The sequence below is a fragment of the Nostoc sp. 'Peltigera membranacea cyanobiont' 210A genome, from assembly GCF_002246015.1.
Taxonomy (GTDB): domain Bacteria; phylum Cyanobacteriota; class Cyanobacteriia; order Cyanobacteriales; family Nostocaceae; genus Nostoc.
The window spans coordinates 273,099-288,877 of the sequence record NZ_NOLJ01000010.1; the positions used below are offsets into that span (position 1 = coordinate 273,099).

10 protein-coding genes and 2 pseudogenes are annotated in these 15,779 nt (G+C 42.4%); 4 read left to right on the forward strand and 8 right to left on the reverse strand.

Annotated features, from left to right (window positions below; genetic code table 11):
- Positions 1 to 167 precede the first annotated feature (167 nt).
- Complete coding sequence (locus CDG76_RS28915; RefSeq protein ID WP_094352292.1) at positions 168 to 1,664, forward strand: carotenoid oxygenase family protein; 1,497 nt, start codon at positions 168 to 170, stop codon at positions 1,662 to 1,664.
- 4 nt (positions 1,665 to 1,668) lie between these two features.
- On the opposite strand, the gene CDG76_RS28920 is transcribed toward CDG76_RS28915, so the two are convergent.
- The 3 genes from CDG76_RS28920 to kdpB form a co-directional block, all read right to left on the reverse strand.
- Positions 1,669 to 2,826, reverse strand: a complete 1,158-nt coding sequence (locus tag CDG76_RS28920) for a universal stress protein (protein ID WP_094352293.1) — start codon at positions 2,824 to 2,826, stop codon at positions 1,669 to 1,671.
- A gap of 61 nt (positions 2,827 to 2,887) precedes the next feature.
- Positions 2,888 to 3,490: a K(+)-transporting ATPase subunit C gene (kdpC, locus tag CDG76_RS28925; protein WP_094352294.1), complete on the reverse strand. Its 603-nt coding sequence runs from the start codon at positions 3,488 to 3,490 to the stop codon at positions 2,888 to 2,890.
- 345 nt (positions 3,491 to 3,835) lie between these two features.
- Positions 3,836 to 5,941, reverse strand: coding sequence for a potassium-transporting ATPase subunit KdpB (gene kdpB, locus CDG76_RS28930; RefSeq protein WP_094352295.1), 2,106 nt, complete (start codon positions 5,939 to 5,941; stop codon positions 3,836 to 3,838).
- A gap of 281 nt (positions 5,942 to 6,222) precedes the next feature.
- Here kdpB and CDG76_RS37795 point away from each other — a divergent pair, with 281 nt between their 5' ends.
- Positions 6,223 to 6,384 (forward strand): hypothetical protein, encoded by a 162-nt coding sequence (locus CDG76_RS37795; protein WP_190241017.1) that lies wholly within the window; start codon positions 6,223 to 6,225, stop codon positions 6,382 to 6,384.
- 110 nt (positions 6,385 to 6,494) lie between these two features.
- Here CDG76_RS37795 and kdpA read toward each other — a convergent pair whose 3' ends face one another.
- Entirely contained in the window at positions 6,495 to 8,180 is a 1,686-nt protein-coding gene (kdpA, locus tag CDG76_RS28935; protein ID WP_094352296.1) for a potassium-transporting ATPase subunit KdpA, read from the reverse strand.
- A gap of 756 nt (positions 8,181 to 8,936) precedes the next feature.
- Here kdpA and CDG76_RS28945 point away from each other — a divergent pair.
- Positions 8,937 to 10,031: pseudogene (locus CDG76_RS28945) on the forward strand (sensor histidine kinase); the annotation flags it as partial.
- Positions 10,032 to 10,035: 4 nt separating this feature from the next.
- On the opposite strand, the pseudogene CDG76_RS39745 reads toward CDG76_RS28945, so the two are convergent.
- Positions 10,036 to 10,110: pseudogene (locus CDG76_RS39745) on the reverse strand (DNA-binding response regulator); the annotation flags it as partial.
- A gap of 105 nt (positions 10,111 to 10,215) precedes the next feature.
- Here CDG76_RS39745 and CDG76_RS28950 point away from each other — a divergent pair.
- Positions 10,216 to 10,890 (forward strand): response regulator transcription factor, encoded by a 675-nt coding sequence (locus tag CDG76_RS28950; protein ID WP_094352297.1) that lies wholly within the window; start codon positions 10,216 to 10,218, stop codon positions 10,888 to 10,890.
- Between the two features lie 51 nt (positions 10,891 to 10,941).
- Here the strand turns inward: CDG76_RS28950 and CDG76_RS28955 are convergent, their stop codons facing one another.
- The 3 genes from CDG76_RS28955 to CDG76_RS28965 all read right to left on the reverse strand — a co-directional run.
- Positions 10,942 to 12,429, reverse strand: coding sequence for a hybrid sensor histidine kinase/response regulator (locus CDG76_RS28955; protein WP_223265438.1), 1,488 nt, complete (start codon positions 12,427 to 12,429; stop codon positions 10,942 to 10,944).
- Positions 12,430 to 12,697: 268 nt separating this feature from the next.
- A complete protein-coding gene (locus CDG76_RS28960) occupies positions 12,698 to 14,533 on the reverse strand; it encodes a GGDEF/EAL domain-containing response regulator (protein WP_094352298.1) in 1,836 nt (611 codons plus the stop codon).
- Positions 14,530 to 15,779, reverse strand: a 1,250-nt coding sequence (locus CDG76_RS28965) for an ATP-binding response regulator (RefSeq protein WP_143854192.1), incomplete at its 5' end; no start/stop codon positions are given. The genes CDG76_RS28960 and CDG76_RS28965, both read right to left, overlap by 4 nt.

The following is a 15,779-nucleotide window of genomic DNA, read 5'->3' on the forward strand; positions in this document are numbered from 1 at the left end:
GCAGGGATTGCTCCCCCTGCTCCCAGCTAAGTGCCCCTCCGCCTCTTCGGTAATAAATCTCACCCGGAGTCGAGGTAGTGTCCTGCCTTCGCGTTGTAGTAAAGCTGCAAAAAAATTCTTTTTAGCTGTTACATTTTCGTCCAAAATAACAAGAAAAAACAAAGTATATGCGTTTGAAAAGTCAAGAAACCCCAGTTACAGAAAAATCCTACACTCGTGCAGACTGGCAAGGAGGATATCAATCTCTTACCCAAGAGTTTGATTATTGGATTGATGATATAGAAGGACAAATCCCCACAGAGTTACAAGGTACGTTGTTTAGAAATGGCCCCGGTTTGCTGGATGTGAATGGGCAGTTTCTTCATCATCCGTTTGATGGGGATGGGATGATTAGCAAAATTACTTTTACCAACGGTCGTGCCCATTTTCGCAACCGCTTTGTCCGCACAACTGGCTATTTAGCAGAGCAAAAGGCGGGAAAAATTCTCTATCGTGGTACTTTTGGTACTCAAAAACCCGGCGGTTGGCTAGCGAATATCTTTGACTTCAAACTCAAAAATATCGCCAATACAAATGTTATCTATTGGGGTGGAAAACTGCTAGCAATGTGGGAAGCGGCTGAACCATATCGCCTCGATCCCTATACTCTTGAAACCTTGGGGAATGAATATTTTAATGGTGCTTTGTCAGCAGGTGAAGCTTTCGCTGCACATCCCCGTTTGGAAAAAAATTGTGAGCAAGATGGGGGCGCACCTTGCCTAGTAAATTTCTCAACTAAACCAGGATTATCTACCACAATTAATATTTTTGAGCTAAACTCAGCAGGTGAAATTGTGAGACAGCAGGCTCATAAGGTTCCAGGTTTCTGTTTCATTCACGATTTTGTGATTACTCCCAATTACTGCATCTTCTTTCAAAATCCTGTCACCTTTAATCCCATACCTTTCGCCTTGGGAATACGTGCGGCGGGAGAATGTATCAAATTTCAGCCAAATAAGCCAACTCAAATTCTAATTATTCCCCGTTTCCCCAAAGAAGAGCAAGAAAAGATAAAAACTCTGGAAACTCAGTCGGGTTTCGTCTTCCACCACGTTAATGCTTTTGAGGTAGGAGAGGAAGTTAGGATTGACTCCATTTGCTACCAAGATTTATTAAAAGTTGAACCTAAAAGTGATTTTCGACAAGTTGATTTTGAAGCGTCTTCACCTGGGCAACTTTGGCGATTTTATCTGAATCTAAAGGATGGGACAGTCCGGCAGGAATTGATTGATAGCCGTTGTTGTGAATTTCCCAGTATACATCCGGCGAATGTGGGAGGTTCTTATCGATATCTATATATAGGTGCGGCTCATGCGGAGACTGGTAATGCTCCCTTACAAGCATTGCTGAAAATTGATTTAGAGTCTGGAGAAAGACAACTTTGGAGTGCTGCACCCCGTGGTTTTGTCGGTGAACCGATTTTTGTCCCGCGCCCAGGTTCTGAAAAGGAAGATGATGGTTGGGTATTAGCTTTGGTTTATGATGCTGCCCATCACCGCTCAGATTTGGTAATTTTAGATGCTAGTGATTTCTCTAAAGGAGCAATTTCGCGGCTACATCTGAAGCATCATATCCCCTATGGTCTACATGGGAGCTTTACTTCTGAGGTTTTTGGGGAAATTTGATCGCTTATTTGGGTGAAACCATTTTTTCGCTGGCAATGATATGCAAATCTATATTTTTGAGCAAGCGTACCAATTTTTGCGTCAAAGATCCTTTGAGGAGCATTTGCCAGCGCGATCGCTGACTTTCTCCAATTACAATTTGGGTGATACGATGTCTCTCGGCGACTTCAGCGATCGCATTAGCTATATTACTGTTGCTAACACGAAGAAAAGTACCTTCAAATTCTTTACAAAGCTTTTCACAAGTGTGGATGTGTAAGCTTTCCTCCTTAGTGAGGAAGCGTTCTGGATCGGCAACAAACAAGGTATAAAGCGGCGCATTCATATAGTTAGCCAATCTCGCACCCCGACGTAACAGCTGCACTGAGTTGGGATAAGTGGAAACACACACCAAAACCCGCTCGTGAATATTACAAAATTGCCCATTGGGAGTAGAAGCGATCGCATTTCCTTCCACGTTGTCTGCTACTTCCCGCAAAGCCAACTCCCGCAAAGCAATCAGGTTACGGCGTTGGAAAAAATTATCGAGGGATTGTTGGATTTTTTCTGGTGCATAAATCTTGCCTTCTAATAACCGTTCTTGCAGTGTTTCCGGTGTGACATCTATTACCACTATTTCATCTGCTTCATCCAGAATCCTGTCAGGAACTCGCTCCCGGACTACCACACCTGTAATTCTGGCTACTAAGTCATTGAGACTTTCCAAATGTTGCACATTCATTGTGGAGTAGACATCAATCCCGGCTGCCAAAACTACTTCTACATCTTCGTAGCGCTTTTCGCGTGGCGAACCAGGGACATTGGTATGGGCAAGTTCATCGATTAAGACTAATTGGGGCGATCGCTTTAAAATAGTATCTGTATCCATATCTGTCAGCGTCAACTCACCGCGAGGATATTTCTTACGGGGTATAATTTCCAGTCCCTCTGCCTTTTCAGCTGTCTCCTTGCGTCCGTGGGTTTCCAAAAGCCCAACGACGACATCAATTCCTTCCTGTTTGAATGCGTGTCCCTCTTCCAGCATTCGGTAGGTTTTGCCTACTCCAGGAGCCATACCAATAAAGATTTTATGCTTACCCCGCCGTCGTGCCGGATAAAGCGAGTAACTTGCAGAATTTAAAGGCACATTTGCAGCTGAACCAGTATTAGTATTATCTGACATTTCTAGCACTCCTATTACATGGCAAAACCATCATTACCAATGCCCAATGCCCAATGCCCATTTACTGATTTGGCTGACGATTAATATCTTGCAAATCAAGAGCATAATTCAATCGGAAAACATTCACTCCCGGTTCGCCAAAAATCCCTAAAAATCTGCCATCAGTATACTGATTAATTAAACGTAAAATCTCATCTTCTTTTACTCCCCGCGCACCAGCAACCCGCGTCAATTGCTGCCGTGCTGCTTTAAAGGAAATATGCGGATCTAAACCAGAACCAGAGGTATAAATTATATCGGCTATGGGTTGAAGATTTTCCTCTCGCAATTTATCTGCCTCTTCTAAAATCCGCTTAAGTAGTTCTGGATTGCTTGCAGCGAGATTGCTAGCACCAGATATGCCAGTTGGCTTGGCTTTTTTGCCTTGGCTATATCTAACAGTGCTGGGACGAGAATGGAAATATCGCTCAGATGTGAACACTTGACCAATCAAAGCGGAACCAATTGGTTCATCATTTTGACCCAGCTTGATGCTGCCGTTAGCTTGATAAGGGAAAAAAACTTGACCCACTACAAGGATTATTAGAGGATAGATGATTGCAGTCAACAACCAAAGCATTAGAGTTATAAAAATTGCTCTGATAGTTTCTCGAATAATAGCCATAAAAAGTTTTCCAATTGCGCCTAAAATTTAATTTTTAATTTTTAATTTTTTTGCCCACCTAACAGGAGGTTATAAGATACTGTTAGCAACAGCATAAACAACAACTGGGGCAGTTACCACATTCAAGCACAGCACATTCAAGCACAGTAAGATCAAAATAGCGAGTGGTAGATGTTGTTTATGCCATTGCGACTAAACAAAGGATATCGTCAAAGCAGTGCTGAATGAAAACGATATTTATTTATATTCTTCTTGTCCCTCCCGTCAACAGGTAAAAGTAAAAATGTTTATTATTTTACTTTGGTCAAGATGCGATCGTTTCCAGCGTCTCTACTTTTGCTATCCTTAAGCCAAGCCCACAAGTGTAATCAGTACATCGATCAATTTAATTGCAATAAACGGCGCAATCACCCCACCTAAGCCGTAAATTAAGATATTGCGTTGGAGTAACTGATTAGCTGTCAGTGGTCTAAACCTCACACCCTTTAATGCCAAGGGAATCAAAGCGGGAATAATCAAAGCATTATAAATCAATGCTGAGAGTACAGCAGATTTAGGGCTAGTCAAATTCATAATATTCAGGCTTTGCAGGTTAGCAGCGACAAATATCACTGGGATAATTGCAAAGTATTTAGCAATATCATTAGCGATGGAAAATGTCGTCAATGCCCCGCGAGTAATCAACAATTGTTTACCAATACCAATGATATCGAGTAGTTTTGTGGGATCGGAGTCCAAATCGAGCATGTTGGCGGCTTCTTTTGCAGCTTGCGTTCCTGTATTCATCGCCACGCCGACGTTAGCTTGGGCTAATGCGGGAGCATCGTTAGTTCCATCTCCCGTCATAGCGACCAGTTTACCTGCTGCTTGTTCCTGCTTAATGATACTGATTTTGTCTTCTGGTGTGGCTTCGGCAATGAAGTCATCAACCCCAGCTTCTTTGGCAATGACAGAAGCGGTAATTCGGTTGTCTCCAGTTAGCATGATGGTACGCACTCCCATCCGTCGCAGTTGCTCAAAGCGATCGCGGATACCAGGTTTAACTATATCTTTGAGATAAATAATCCCATAGATTTCGTTATCTAAGCTAACTGCTAAGGGTGTACCTCCCAGGCGAGAAACTCGTTCGTAGGCAGCATCCAATTCTGGTATATCGTGTCCGTTGCGGGAACGGACAAATCCTTTAATAGCTTCTACTGCTCCCTTTCTGGCTTCATACCCACCAGGTAAATTCGTCCCACTCATCCGGGTTTTGGCGGAAAAAGTAACTCCTTCTGCCTGAGTGGAGTCAAAATCAAACCGTGCGCCCAACTTTTCTGCTAGTCGGACAATGGATTTTCCTTCTGGTGTATTGTCAAAGACACTAGCTGCCCAAGCAACATTAGCAATTTCCGACATTGAATGACCGTTGAGGGGAATAAACTCTTCCGCCAGACGGTTGCCGAGGGTAATTGTACCTGTTTTGTCGAGAAGTAAAGTGTTGATATCGCCACAGGCTTCGACTGCTCGTCCTGATGTGGCAATGACGTTAAATTGGGCAACTCGATCCATACCAGCAATACCGATGGTACTTAGTAAGCCGCCAATGGTAGTAGGAATTAACGCTACTAATAAGGCAATTAAAATTGGGACGCTGACTGGACTGTTGACATAGTAAGCAAGTGCGGGCAAGGTGACTACAACTAACAAAAACACTAAGCTGAGAACTGCCAACAATACCGTGAGGGCAATTTCATTGGGTGTTTTGCTGCGTTCTGCCCCTTCTACTAAAGTAATCATCCGGTCAATAAAGCCTTTGCCTGGGTCTGTAGTAATACGGATAATTAGTTCATCTGAGATAATCCGCGTCCCACCAGTGACGGAACTAGCAACATCGGAGCCTGATTCTTTTAATACTGGTGCAGATTCCCCAGTAATTGCCGATTCATCCACTGAGGCCACACCCATGATTACTTCACCATCGGCGGGGATGATATCGCCAGCAACAACGTAGATGGTATCGCCCTGTTTGAGGCTGGTGGATGAAACTTCACTAAGTGTGCCATCGGCAGCAAGTTTTTTCGCGATCGCCTCTAACTTTGTTAACCGCAAGGCATCGGCTTGGGCTTTACCCCGCCCTTCTGCCACTGCTTCGGCAAAATTGGCAAACCAAACTGTAAAGAATAAAATCCCCGACAACAAGGCGTTGAAAACTTGTGGGTTCTTTTGAAGGGCTGGGCCAAATAGGTTGGGATCGATCGTTAGCAATAGGAGGATGATTGTCCCTACCCAAACTACAAAGATTACTGGATTTTTGATTGCATACTTAGGGTTGAGCTTGACAAAAGCATCTCTAATTGCTCTTAAGTACAGCCACTTATTATTTGCCCTGGTCTTTTTACGTTTTTGGCGGCGATCGCCAGAACGAGAACTTGGGCGTCTAGCTTTGAAGTTAGTTGCCACTGGATTCATAAATAAAGTTAGCAGTGAGAAGTTAGGAGTTAGGAGTTATAGGAACTTCTAATAAAAAAATATCCAACCTGTAGGATGCGTTAGTAACGCATCCTACGAAACCGGATAATTTATAAGATAACGGCAGGAGCCAGGAGGAAATAAGTATGAATGGAAACTTTAGTTCTGAGTAATTACCCAGTTAAAAATAAGATACTGGTACGAGACGCGTAGTGCAAGATATAGCTGAGTGATGTTAGCAGGGCGTTGAGAAATCAACACTGTCCCTGGATTTCTCACAAGTGATAAATCCAAGGGGTGTGGGAGGTGTGGGAGGTGTGGGAGGATGGGGAAGAAGTCTTACCCCCCACACTCCCCACACTCCCCACACTCCTCTTCCCCCTCTGCCTACACTATGCGTGAGAAATCCGGGTGTCCTAACATATCTAACTACAGCTATATAAACCTTTCTTGCTTGAATCTCACACTTTTAAGTCTGGGTTACTCCTTTCTCCTGCCTCCTGAATTATTTTTTGATATTTTCTCAATTTCAAACTTATAACTCATAACTTTTCTAACTGCCAGATGCTAGTTTTAAACCCTCAGCGATGGGGCCTAAAGCCAGAACGGGAAAGAAAGTTAATACTCCCAAAACCAGCGTGACTCCAGCCGTGATCCCAGTAAATACTAGAGAATCAGTTCTCAGGGTTGCAGGGGTTTCTTGTACTGGTTGTTTGCGAGACATCCCGTCAGCTAGCAGCAGGATGGCAATCATCGGAATGTAGCGTCCTCCGATTAGGCTAACTAAAGTACTCAAGTTCCACCACAGGGTGTTATCCCCCAAGCCCTCTAAGCCCGAACCATTATTTGCTGCTGCTGAGGCATATTCATAAACTACTTGAGAAATACCGTGATAGCCAGCGTTGCTAATTCCAGATAGGGAGATGGGATAAGCCAAAGCGATCGCACTGGGAATCAAAACTAGAATTGGGTGAATCAACAGCACTACACTAGCGAGGACGATTTCCCGTTTTTCAACTTTGCGTCCTAAAAACTCTGGAGTACGTCCTGCCATGAGTCCAGTGAGGAACACTGTGAGAATTAAGTAAATAAATAAGTAAGCTGTTCCAGTTCCTTGACCACCCCAGATAACCTGGATAAATAAGTTGAAGAGAGTCGAAAATATTCCTTGCGGCATCAAAGAATCGTGCATCCCGTTCACAGCACCAGACATAGTAGCAGTAGTCATCACTGCCCAAAATGCTGTTTGTGCCCAACCAAATCGAACTTCTTTCCCCTCTAAATTGGGCTGTTCTAATCTAAAGGCAGTATTAACCAGGGGATTACCTTGCAGTTCTCCCACGGCTGTCACTCCCACCAGAACGACAAAAATCACAAACACCATCCAAAAAAGTAGCCAAGCTTGTTTGATATTGTTGGCAAATATACCGTAGGTGTAAATCAAGGCTGCTGGGATAGAAATCATGGCCAGCATTTCTATCAAATTAGAAGCGCCATTGGGATTTTCAAAGGGGTGAGCTGAGTTTACGCCAAAAAAGCCACCGCCGTTCTCGCCCAAAAGTTTGATCATTTCAAAGGATGCCACCGGGCCTCTGGCCAGATATTGCGTCCCGCCTTCTAAGGTTTGCACATCCATAGTTCCAGCTAATGTTTGTGGTACACCTGCTACCAGCAAAGCGATCGCGCCAATAATCGAAATCGGCAGCAATATTCGGGTAATTCCACGGACGAGATCGACGTAAAAGTTTCCCAGTCTTCTACCCGTCAACCCGCGAATAAAGGCAATTCCTACGGCTAAACCGGTGGCTGCGGAGGTGAACATCAAAAAGCCTAAAGCCGCTACCTGGCTAAAATAGCTTAAGGTTGTCTCACCTGCATAGTGTTGTTGGTCGGTATTCGTTACAAATGAAATCGTTGTATGCAGCAATACATCCCACGTGGGCGCACCGAAGCCGTTTGGATTCCAGGGTAAGAGTCTCTGAAAATATATCAGAAAATACACTGAAATAGCCATGACCGTGTTGCAACAGAGTATGGCCCGGATATACTCCCAACCCGTCATGTCATCTTTTCTCCGAACACCCGCAAATACGAACATACTTCGCTCTATGGGGTTCATTAAAAAATCAAGCAGTGTTCTTTCTCCCAAAAAGACACGCGCTATGTATTTTCCGAATAATGGAGTGATTGCTATGACAATACACAGCGTTATGCCAATTTGCAAAAAACCTTGTCCCATATATTTTACGCTAAATTAAATTTAAGTCCTAGCAAGCCAATTTTTAGAAATAACGGATTTTGAGGAATTTACTATTTTCAGTTATCACTATTTTCCCGATACTTGTTCAAGTTTTTGTTAAGAATATTTAATCTTTACTTTTAATTCATCTATTTAAACTAATTAGGATTATTTGTTTATACAATACATTTTCCAAGTTTGCAGAACTTATACACTCAGATTCCCCATTACGTTGCTCCCTGACAACATCGACAACGCCGCTGCCGCCCCCGATACCTGATGGTCACGCACTTCTAAGTATCTCTGGAACTACTCTAAATTCCGATGCCTTGAGATTTCCTGAATTACCCGCAGTGAGATACCAGCGTTACTCATCTGGGTTAAGGCAGTACGCTGAAAGCCTGCGATCGATCTACAGACTATAAGGATTTGACCTTGATTAGTCAGAATTACTTAAGTGAGATTAGCGTAGCTTGCCGCCGTAGGCATCGCTCCTATATATCTCCAATCACTGCATTAGGGGCGATCCTGGCATTTTAGGAAAATTGTACCTTAACCGCAAAGGCAATGGTCGTAAAATTGATTTAGAAATTGATTTGATTTTGCTTGTACCAGGTGGGTTAGAAATTAATTAAAAATTCTCTTTCGTGTTGACAAGTATACAGTTAATTATATCTCTGCAAGAATGGCGATCGCGCTGACGGCAGTATGCTCCAAATATATTTCAGGACTAGGCAGATTTTTAGTAAATCATAAATGACGATATTAAGTCGATTATTGACTATGAAAGAAGCTATAAATGAGCGTGGAAGGACCTATGGGCTAATAGCGATCGCCTTTGCGATCGTGATAATACTGGAATATTTGACACCCCCTGAGTACGTATTTGGCTACCTCTACACAGGGACGATTTTATTAGCAGATTCCCGCTTGAATCGGGGAGCAGTTTTGGGGATCACTCTTGCAGCAACAGGATTAACATTATTGAATTTGTTTGTCCCAGGAGGAGAAATAATTAATTCTCCAACGTTGGCAAATAGGTTAATTGCAGTGTTGGCGTTGATGGTAACAGGTTGGTTAAGCGATCGCAACCATCGCAACGAAGAAGCGATCGCTTATACTCAAGCACAATTACGCTCCCAAGAACAACTAGCTATCATGCGTGAAGATTTTGTTTCTACCCTAACGCATGATTTGAAAACACCCCTATTAGGAGCAATTGAAACGCTGAAATATTTTCAAAATGAGCAATTTGGTGAAATCACACCCATGCAAGCAAAAGTCTTACAAACAATGGCTCGTAGTCATCGGAGTACACTGCAATTAGTCCAAACACTTTTAGATGTATACCGCAATGATGCCGAAGGGCTGAAATTACAGATATCACCAGTTAACTTGGTGACAGTGGCGGAGGAGATAATCGCTACACTGAGTGAACTAGCGAGAACACGTCAGGTTTATATTTCTCTGCACTATGGCGAATCAGATTTTCGGAGCTTTCTCTGGGTAAACGGCGATTCTTTACAACTTGGGCGAGTCTTCAGCAATCTCCTGAGTAATGGCATTAACCATACCCCTCGTGGCGGTAAAGTGGAAGTAGTATTTGAAGGTTATTCTAGCGATCAAGTGGTAAAAATACTCGATACTGGTTCCGGGATTACCGAAAAAGAGTTACCTCACTTATTTGAAAGATTTTATCAAGGAAATAGCGATCGCCACGTCTCCGGTTCTGGGCTAGGACTTTATTTGACCAGGCAAATAATTACTGCTCATGGGGGTACAATTTGGGCAGAGAATCGCTCACCACGCGGCGCACTGTTTGCTTTCCGACTCCCAGCTTGTCCACCACCGGGGAGGTTTCTTGTTGCAACCGCATCCGCAAACCAAGCCGAAACAATTCATCATCTTCAACTAGTAAGATTTTTGTCATTTGTTATTGGTCATTTGTCATTTGTCATTTGTCATTCGTCAGGAATTATTATNATAATAATTCCTGACGAATGACAAATGACAAATGACAAATGACCAATAACAAATGACAAAAATCTTACTAGTTGAAGATGATGAATTGTTTCGGCTTGGTTTGCGGATGCGGTTGCAACAAGAAACCAGTTTGGAGATTGTTGCAGAAGCGGAAGATGGGGAACAAGCTGTAGAATTAGCCAATCACTATCCTCTGGATTTGGTGTTGCTGGATATAGGTTTACCCGGAATTGGCGGGATTGAGGCTTGTCGCCAAATCAAGCAGAAGCACCCAAATTTACCAATTCTCGTCTTAACGTCTCGTTCTGAAAAACCCCTGATTTCGCGGTTAATTGCCGCTGGGGCGCAAGGTTACTGTCTTAAAGGTATTCCGGCTGAATCTTTGATATTAGCAGTGCGATCGGTTGCTGCGGGCGCTTCTTGGTGGGATCAAACGGCAACAACTGAAATTAGAGCCGCTTTTGAGGGCAATTCGATGGCGGTGCAATCCGCAAAAACTGAGGAATCTCTAGAAAATCCTTTAACGAAGCGGGAGCAAGAAATTTTGGCACTAGTAGCAACTGGCAAAAGCAATCAAGAAATTGCTGAAATTCTCTACATTGCCCCTGGTACTGTGCGGGTTCATGTCCATGCTATTTTACAGAAACTAGAAGTACGCGATCGCACTCAAGCCGCAGTCTTAGCCATCCAAAAAGGATTGGTAGCACCAGAATTGTTGATTAATTAGATTTATTGGTCATTTGTCATTTGTCATTTGTCATTGGTCATTGGTCATTTGTCAGGAATTATTATTCTCTCCTACTTCCCTGCTCCCCTGCTTCCCCTGCTCCCCCTGTTCCTCTGCTTCTCTGCTCTCCATCTCCCTAATCCCCAGTCCCAATCCCTTTTCCGATTTTGAAAATTGCGATGAGATATCAGGCTGCTCTATGGGAATTTCGATCGCAAACTCTGCTCCTTTGCCCACAGATGAGTTACAGCTAATATTTCCTCGGTGTTTTTGGACGATAATCTGATAACTAATAGACAATCCTAGCCCACTACCTTTACCTACAGGTTTTGTGGTAAAAAATGGATCAAATAAACGCGATCGCAACGACTCTTCAATACCAAGACCATTATCAGCGATCGCAATTTTGACTAGATTCAAGTCTGTCACCTCTGTCTGAATCCGAATTTGGGGAGTAGGGAGTAGGGAGTAGGGAGTAGAAGATTGATTCGTCACTCCCCATTGCTCCCGATCCCCAGAGTGGGGTCCAAGTTCGCCACTCCCCACTCCCTCTTCTATTGCATCAATAGCATTATTCAACAAATGCATAAATACTTGATTTAGTTCACTCGCATAACAAGTGACTAGGGGTAAGTTACCATAATCTTTGACTACAACAATTGCCGGGCGATCGGCTGCTTCCCTAAGCCGATGTTGTAACATCACTAAAGTATTTTCGATGTCTTCATGGATATTTACCCGTTTCATCTCTGCTTCATCATGCCGAGAAAAATGTTGTAGCGCCAGTACAATTTCCCGAATGCGATCGGAGCCTCTATACATTGCACCTATCAGGTTTTGTAGATCCTTTATAATAAAATTCAAGTCTACATCTTTGGATATTTGCTGAACTTTTGGTGTGGGTTTGGGATATTCCTGCTGATAGACCTCAATTATATTTACTAGGTCTTCCACATATTGACCAGCATATTGGAGATTTCCATAAATAAAACTGATCGGGTTATTAATCTCATGAGCCAGCCCAGCTACTAACTGTCCCAGTGCCACCATCTTTTCGTTCTGAATTTGTTGAACTTGAGAGGCTTTCAAGTTGTCAAGAGCCTGTTGCAGCAAAAAGTTTTTTTCTTGCAGTTTAACTTGGAGCAAGCGTAAATTAATTTGATTTTCAATTCGCAACACCACTTCTGCACCATGAAAAGGTTTTGCAATATAATCTACACCACCAACATCAAATGCCTTTACCTTATCGACAACATCATCCAGGGCGCTAATAAAAATTACTGGGACTTCACTAGTTTTATCGTCAGCTTTTAGTTGTTGACAAACTTGGTAGCCATCCATACCTGGCATATTGATATCCAGCAAAATCACATCGGGCAAAACCATTTGACATGCAGTCAGTGCCATTTTACCGTTTAAGGCTTTGCGAACTTCAAAACCTTGTGCAGTCAACATCGCCGATAAAAGCCGCAAATTATCTGGGGTATCATCGACCACCAAAATATTTCTTTTCTGATGGTTAGTTTGATTAAAATGCATTATTGATCAAAAGTTATGCGTATAATTATTGAGGATAGTAAATCCTTCTTTGAAATCACCTTAAAATTTGTTGACCGATTTCACCGAAATACTTGTATTTATAGTTTAACTCTCACGTGGCTGGAGAGTTTTGCAGATTATCGAAGCTATTAGCCACTTATCACCTTTGGCAACATGATGAATTGTTGTCATGATTGTAGTAAATAGCACTCACAGATTCTCTAGCCAAGGATCGACAACAAAATTTTTTCCAGGTGCTACTTGATAGCTACCATTGAGGTGCTGAGGTGAGCAACTCAACAGCCAGTCGTTGTTCTATGGGTTTAGAAAATAAATATCCTTGAGCGAAATTACAGTTTAAACTTCTCAATTGCGCTAACTGTTCTTGTGTTTCAACACCTTCAGCGATCGCACTCATCCCCATTGAGTTGGCAATGCCAATCATTGCTGGCACTAACCCCATATTCTCTTTGTTATCTTGCATCCGTTTGACGAAAGATTTATCAATTTTGAGTGCATTCAAAGGAAAGCTATGCAGGTAACTTAAAGAGGAATATCCTGTACCAAAGTCATCCATGATCAACTTGATTTTTCGCTGCTTTAGTCGTTCAAGAATTATTTTTATTGCATCGGTATTTTCCATAATTACACTTTCGGTAATTTCTAATTCTAAATATGCCGGATTTATTTGATTTTCATAAATTATTCGGTCAATTTGTTCTACTAAATTCGGCTGTAAAAATAATCTTGCACTCAAATTGACACTCATAGTTAGAGGTTCTGGTGTCACTGGATAATGTTGCCAGATGCTTAATTGATGACAAGCTGATTGTAATACCCAAGTATTGATGGCATTAATTAAACCTGTTTCTTCGGCTACAGGAATAAATTCTATGGGAGAAACCAAACCACGAATCGGATGTTGCCAGCGTACCAAGGCTTCAAATCCAGAAATTCTACCTGTAAGCAGGGAAATAATTGGCTGATAGTAAACGAGGAATTCTCGCCTTTCTACAGCCCTCCGCAGGTCATTTTCTAACTCTAAAAGCTGAATAGCTTCCTGATGCATCGCTGGATTAAAAACGTGATAGTTAGCCCTTCCTTGAGCCTTAGCCCGATACATTGCCGTATCAGCATCTCGCAGCAAATACTCTGGACGATCGTAATCTTTATTGCCCCAAGTAATGCCAATACTGGCATTCATAAATACTTCATATCTTGACAGTTGAAAAGCAAGTGATAACTGTTGCAAAATACTTTCTGCAACTTGGATTGCTATATTGATATCTGTGATATTTTCTAAGAGAATTCCAAATTCGTCCCCGCCCAATCGTGCTAAAGTATCAACAGGTATGATACATGCTTGTAAGCGTTTAGCAATGGCTATCAGCAATTCATCTCCTACCGGATGACCAAGGGAATCATTGACAACTTTGAAGCGATCGCAGTCCAAAAAAAGTACTGCAAACTGATAACTAGAATCTTGCTTCGCCCGATTTAGAGCATTTTCTAGTCGCTGAATAAACAAAACTCGGTTTGATAATCCAGTCAAAGAGTCATGCAGTGCTATATCTAACAGTTGACTTTGCAATTTTTGGCGAGAATGGATTTCTTGCTGGAGTTTTTGGAGAGTTTTTTCTAGCTCTCCAGTCCGTTGTTTTACCCTATGTTCTAGTTCAACATTTAGTTTCAATATTTCTAATCGCGCCGATCTCAATGCCAGTTGATTTTGCACACGTACTAAAACTTCTTGAAACTCAAAAGGTTTGGTGATATAGTCTACACCACCGACTTTAAAGGCTTTAACTTTGTCAAAAACATCATCTAAAGCGCTAATAAAAATTACTGGGATATCGGCTGTTAGATCCCAAGCTTTAAAGGTCTGGCAAATTTCATACCCATCTACTTCTGGCATCATGATATCGAGTAGAATCAAATCAGGTAATAATGTTTGAGTTGCTGTCAGTGCCATTTGCCAGTTTAACGCTTTACGAACGTTATACCCTTCCCTTGTCAATATGGAGGATAAAACCCGGAGGTTATCCGCCATATCATCAACGATCAAAATATCTTTTTTATTAGGGTCTAAATGCTCGTAATTCATTCTAATTTTGTTGTAGTCAATTCCATGATTTTCTCAAACTGATAGTTATTTGCTAAATCCCTGAGAACTTGGAAAACTTGAGCATTATCTGATGGAATTTGCTTGAGTAACTCTAAAATCAGTTCATCGCTACAGCTGGCTGCGGCATAGTGAATCTGTTGGAGCCACTCAGGTGACATTTGTGATAAATGGCCCAGGAGTTCGGCAACACTTACAAAAATCTGTGTAGCTCGATCGACAACTACTGTGTTTGTGGTTTCTACTTGATTGGTATATTTTAAACCCAGATGTTTGCTCAGTTTTTCCAATAATACTTCCTGTTTGAATGGCTTGCGAATAAAATCATCACAGCCAATGGACAAAATTTTCTGGCGTTCTTCTTCAAAGGCGCTAGCAGTTAGGGCAATAATGATTGTATTTGTATTGGAGCGATCCGGCGTTGTTCTAGAGAAGTCGTAAGGGGGAGCCAAGGCTGTTGGCAGTCGCGATCGCAAAGTGGACGCACCAGAAGCATCATTTTCTATAACACCAGTTGTTTCTGCTGCGGAAGACTCTTTGCGTACAACTTTCAGAACCTCACCCTCGACTGAATCGGTTAACTCCTCTGCAAGGTACTGGCTCCCCGATGACACCAGTTGTTTCAATTTTGGGAACCTCCGCGACGTATTGGCTGTTCCATGCCCGATTTCTCTAGCTTTAATAATTCTTGTGGCTTCGTAACCGTCCATGACTGGCATTCGCATATCCATAAAAATCAAGTGTGGTTGCCAAGATTCCCAATTAGCGATCGCTTCACTACCATTTGTAGCTTCATTAACTTCAAAGCCGAGAGATGTGAGAATTTTAACTAGCAATATACGGCTTTCTTTGGAATCGTCAACTACTAGGATGCGGTATACTTTTTCACTAGGAGCTAAAGCTCTAATTTGTGATTTAATTTGGTTGATCGGGATTTCTCTGGGGCAAGTTAGAGCAATCTGAACATCAAAGGCAAATGTACTACCGACACCAGGCATCGTACTGACAGTAATATCACCTCCCATCAGTTGCACGTATTTACGACTAATCGCTAAACCCAGTCCCGTCCCTTGTTGGAATTTTCTGCCAATTTCAGTTTGTTCAAAAGCCTCAAACAGCAAGTCAAGTTCTTGTGGGGCAATACCACAGCCAGTATCTTCTATCTCGAAGAAAAGAAGAGACGGATAAAAAAGATTTTGCTCCCCTTGCTCCCCTGCCCCCCCGCTCC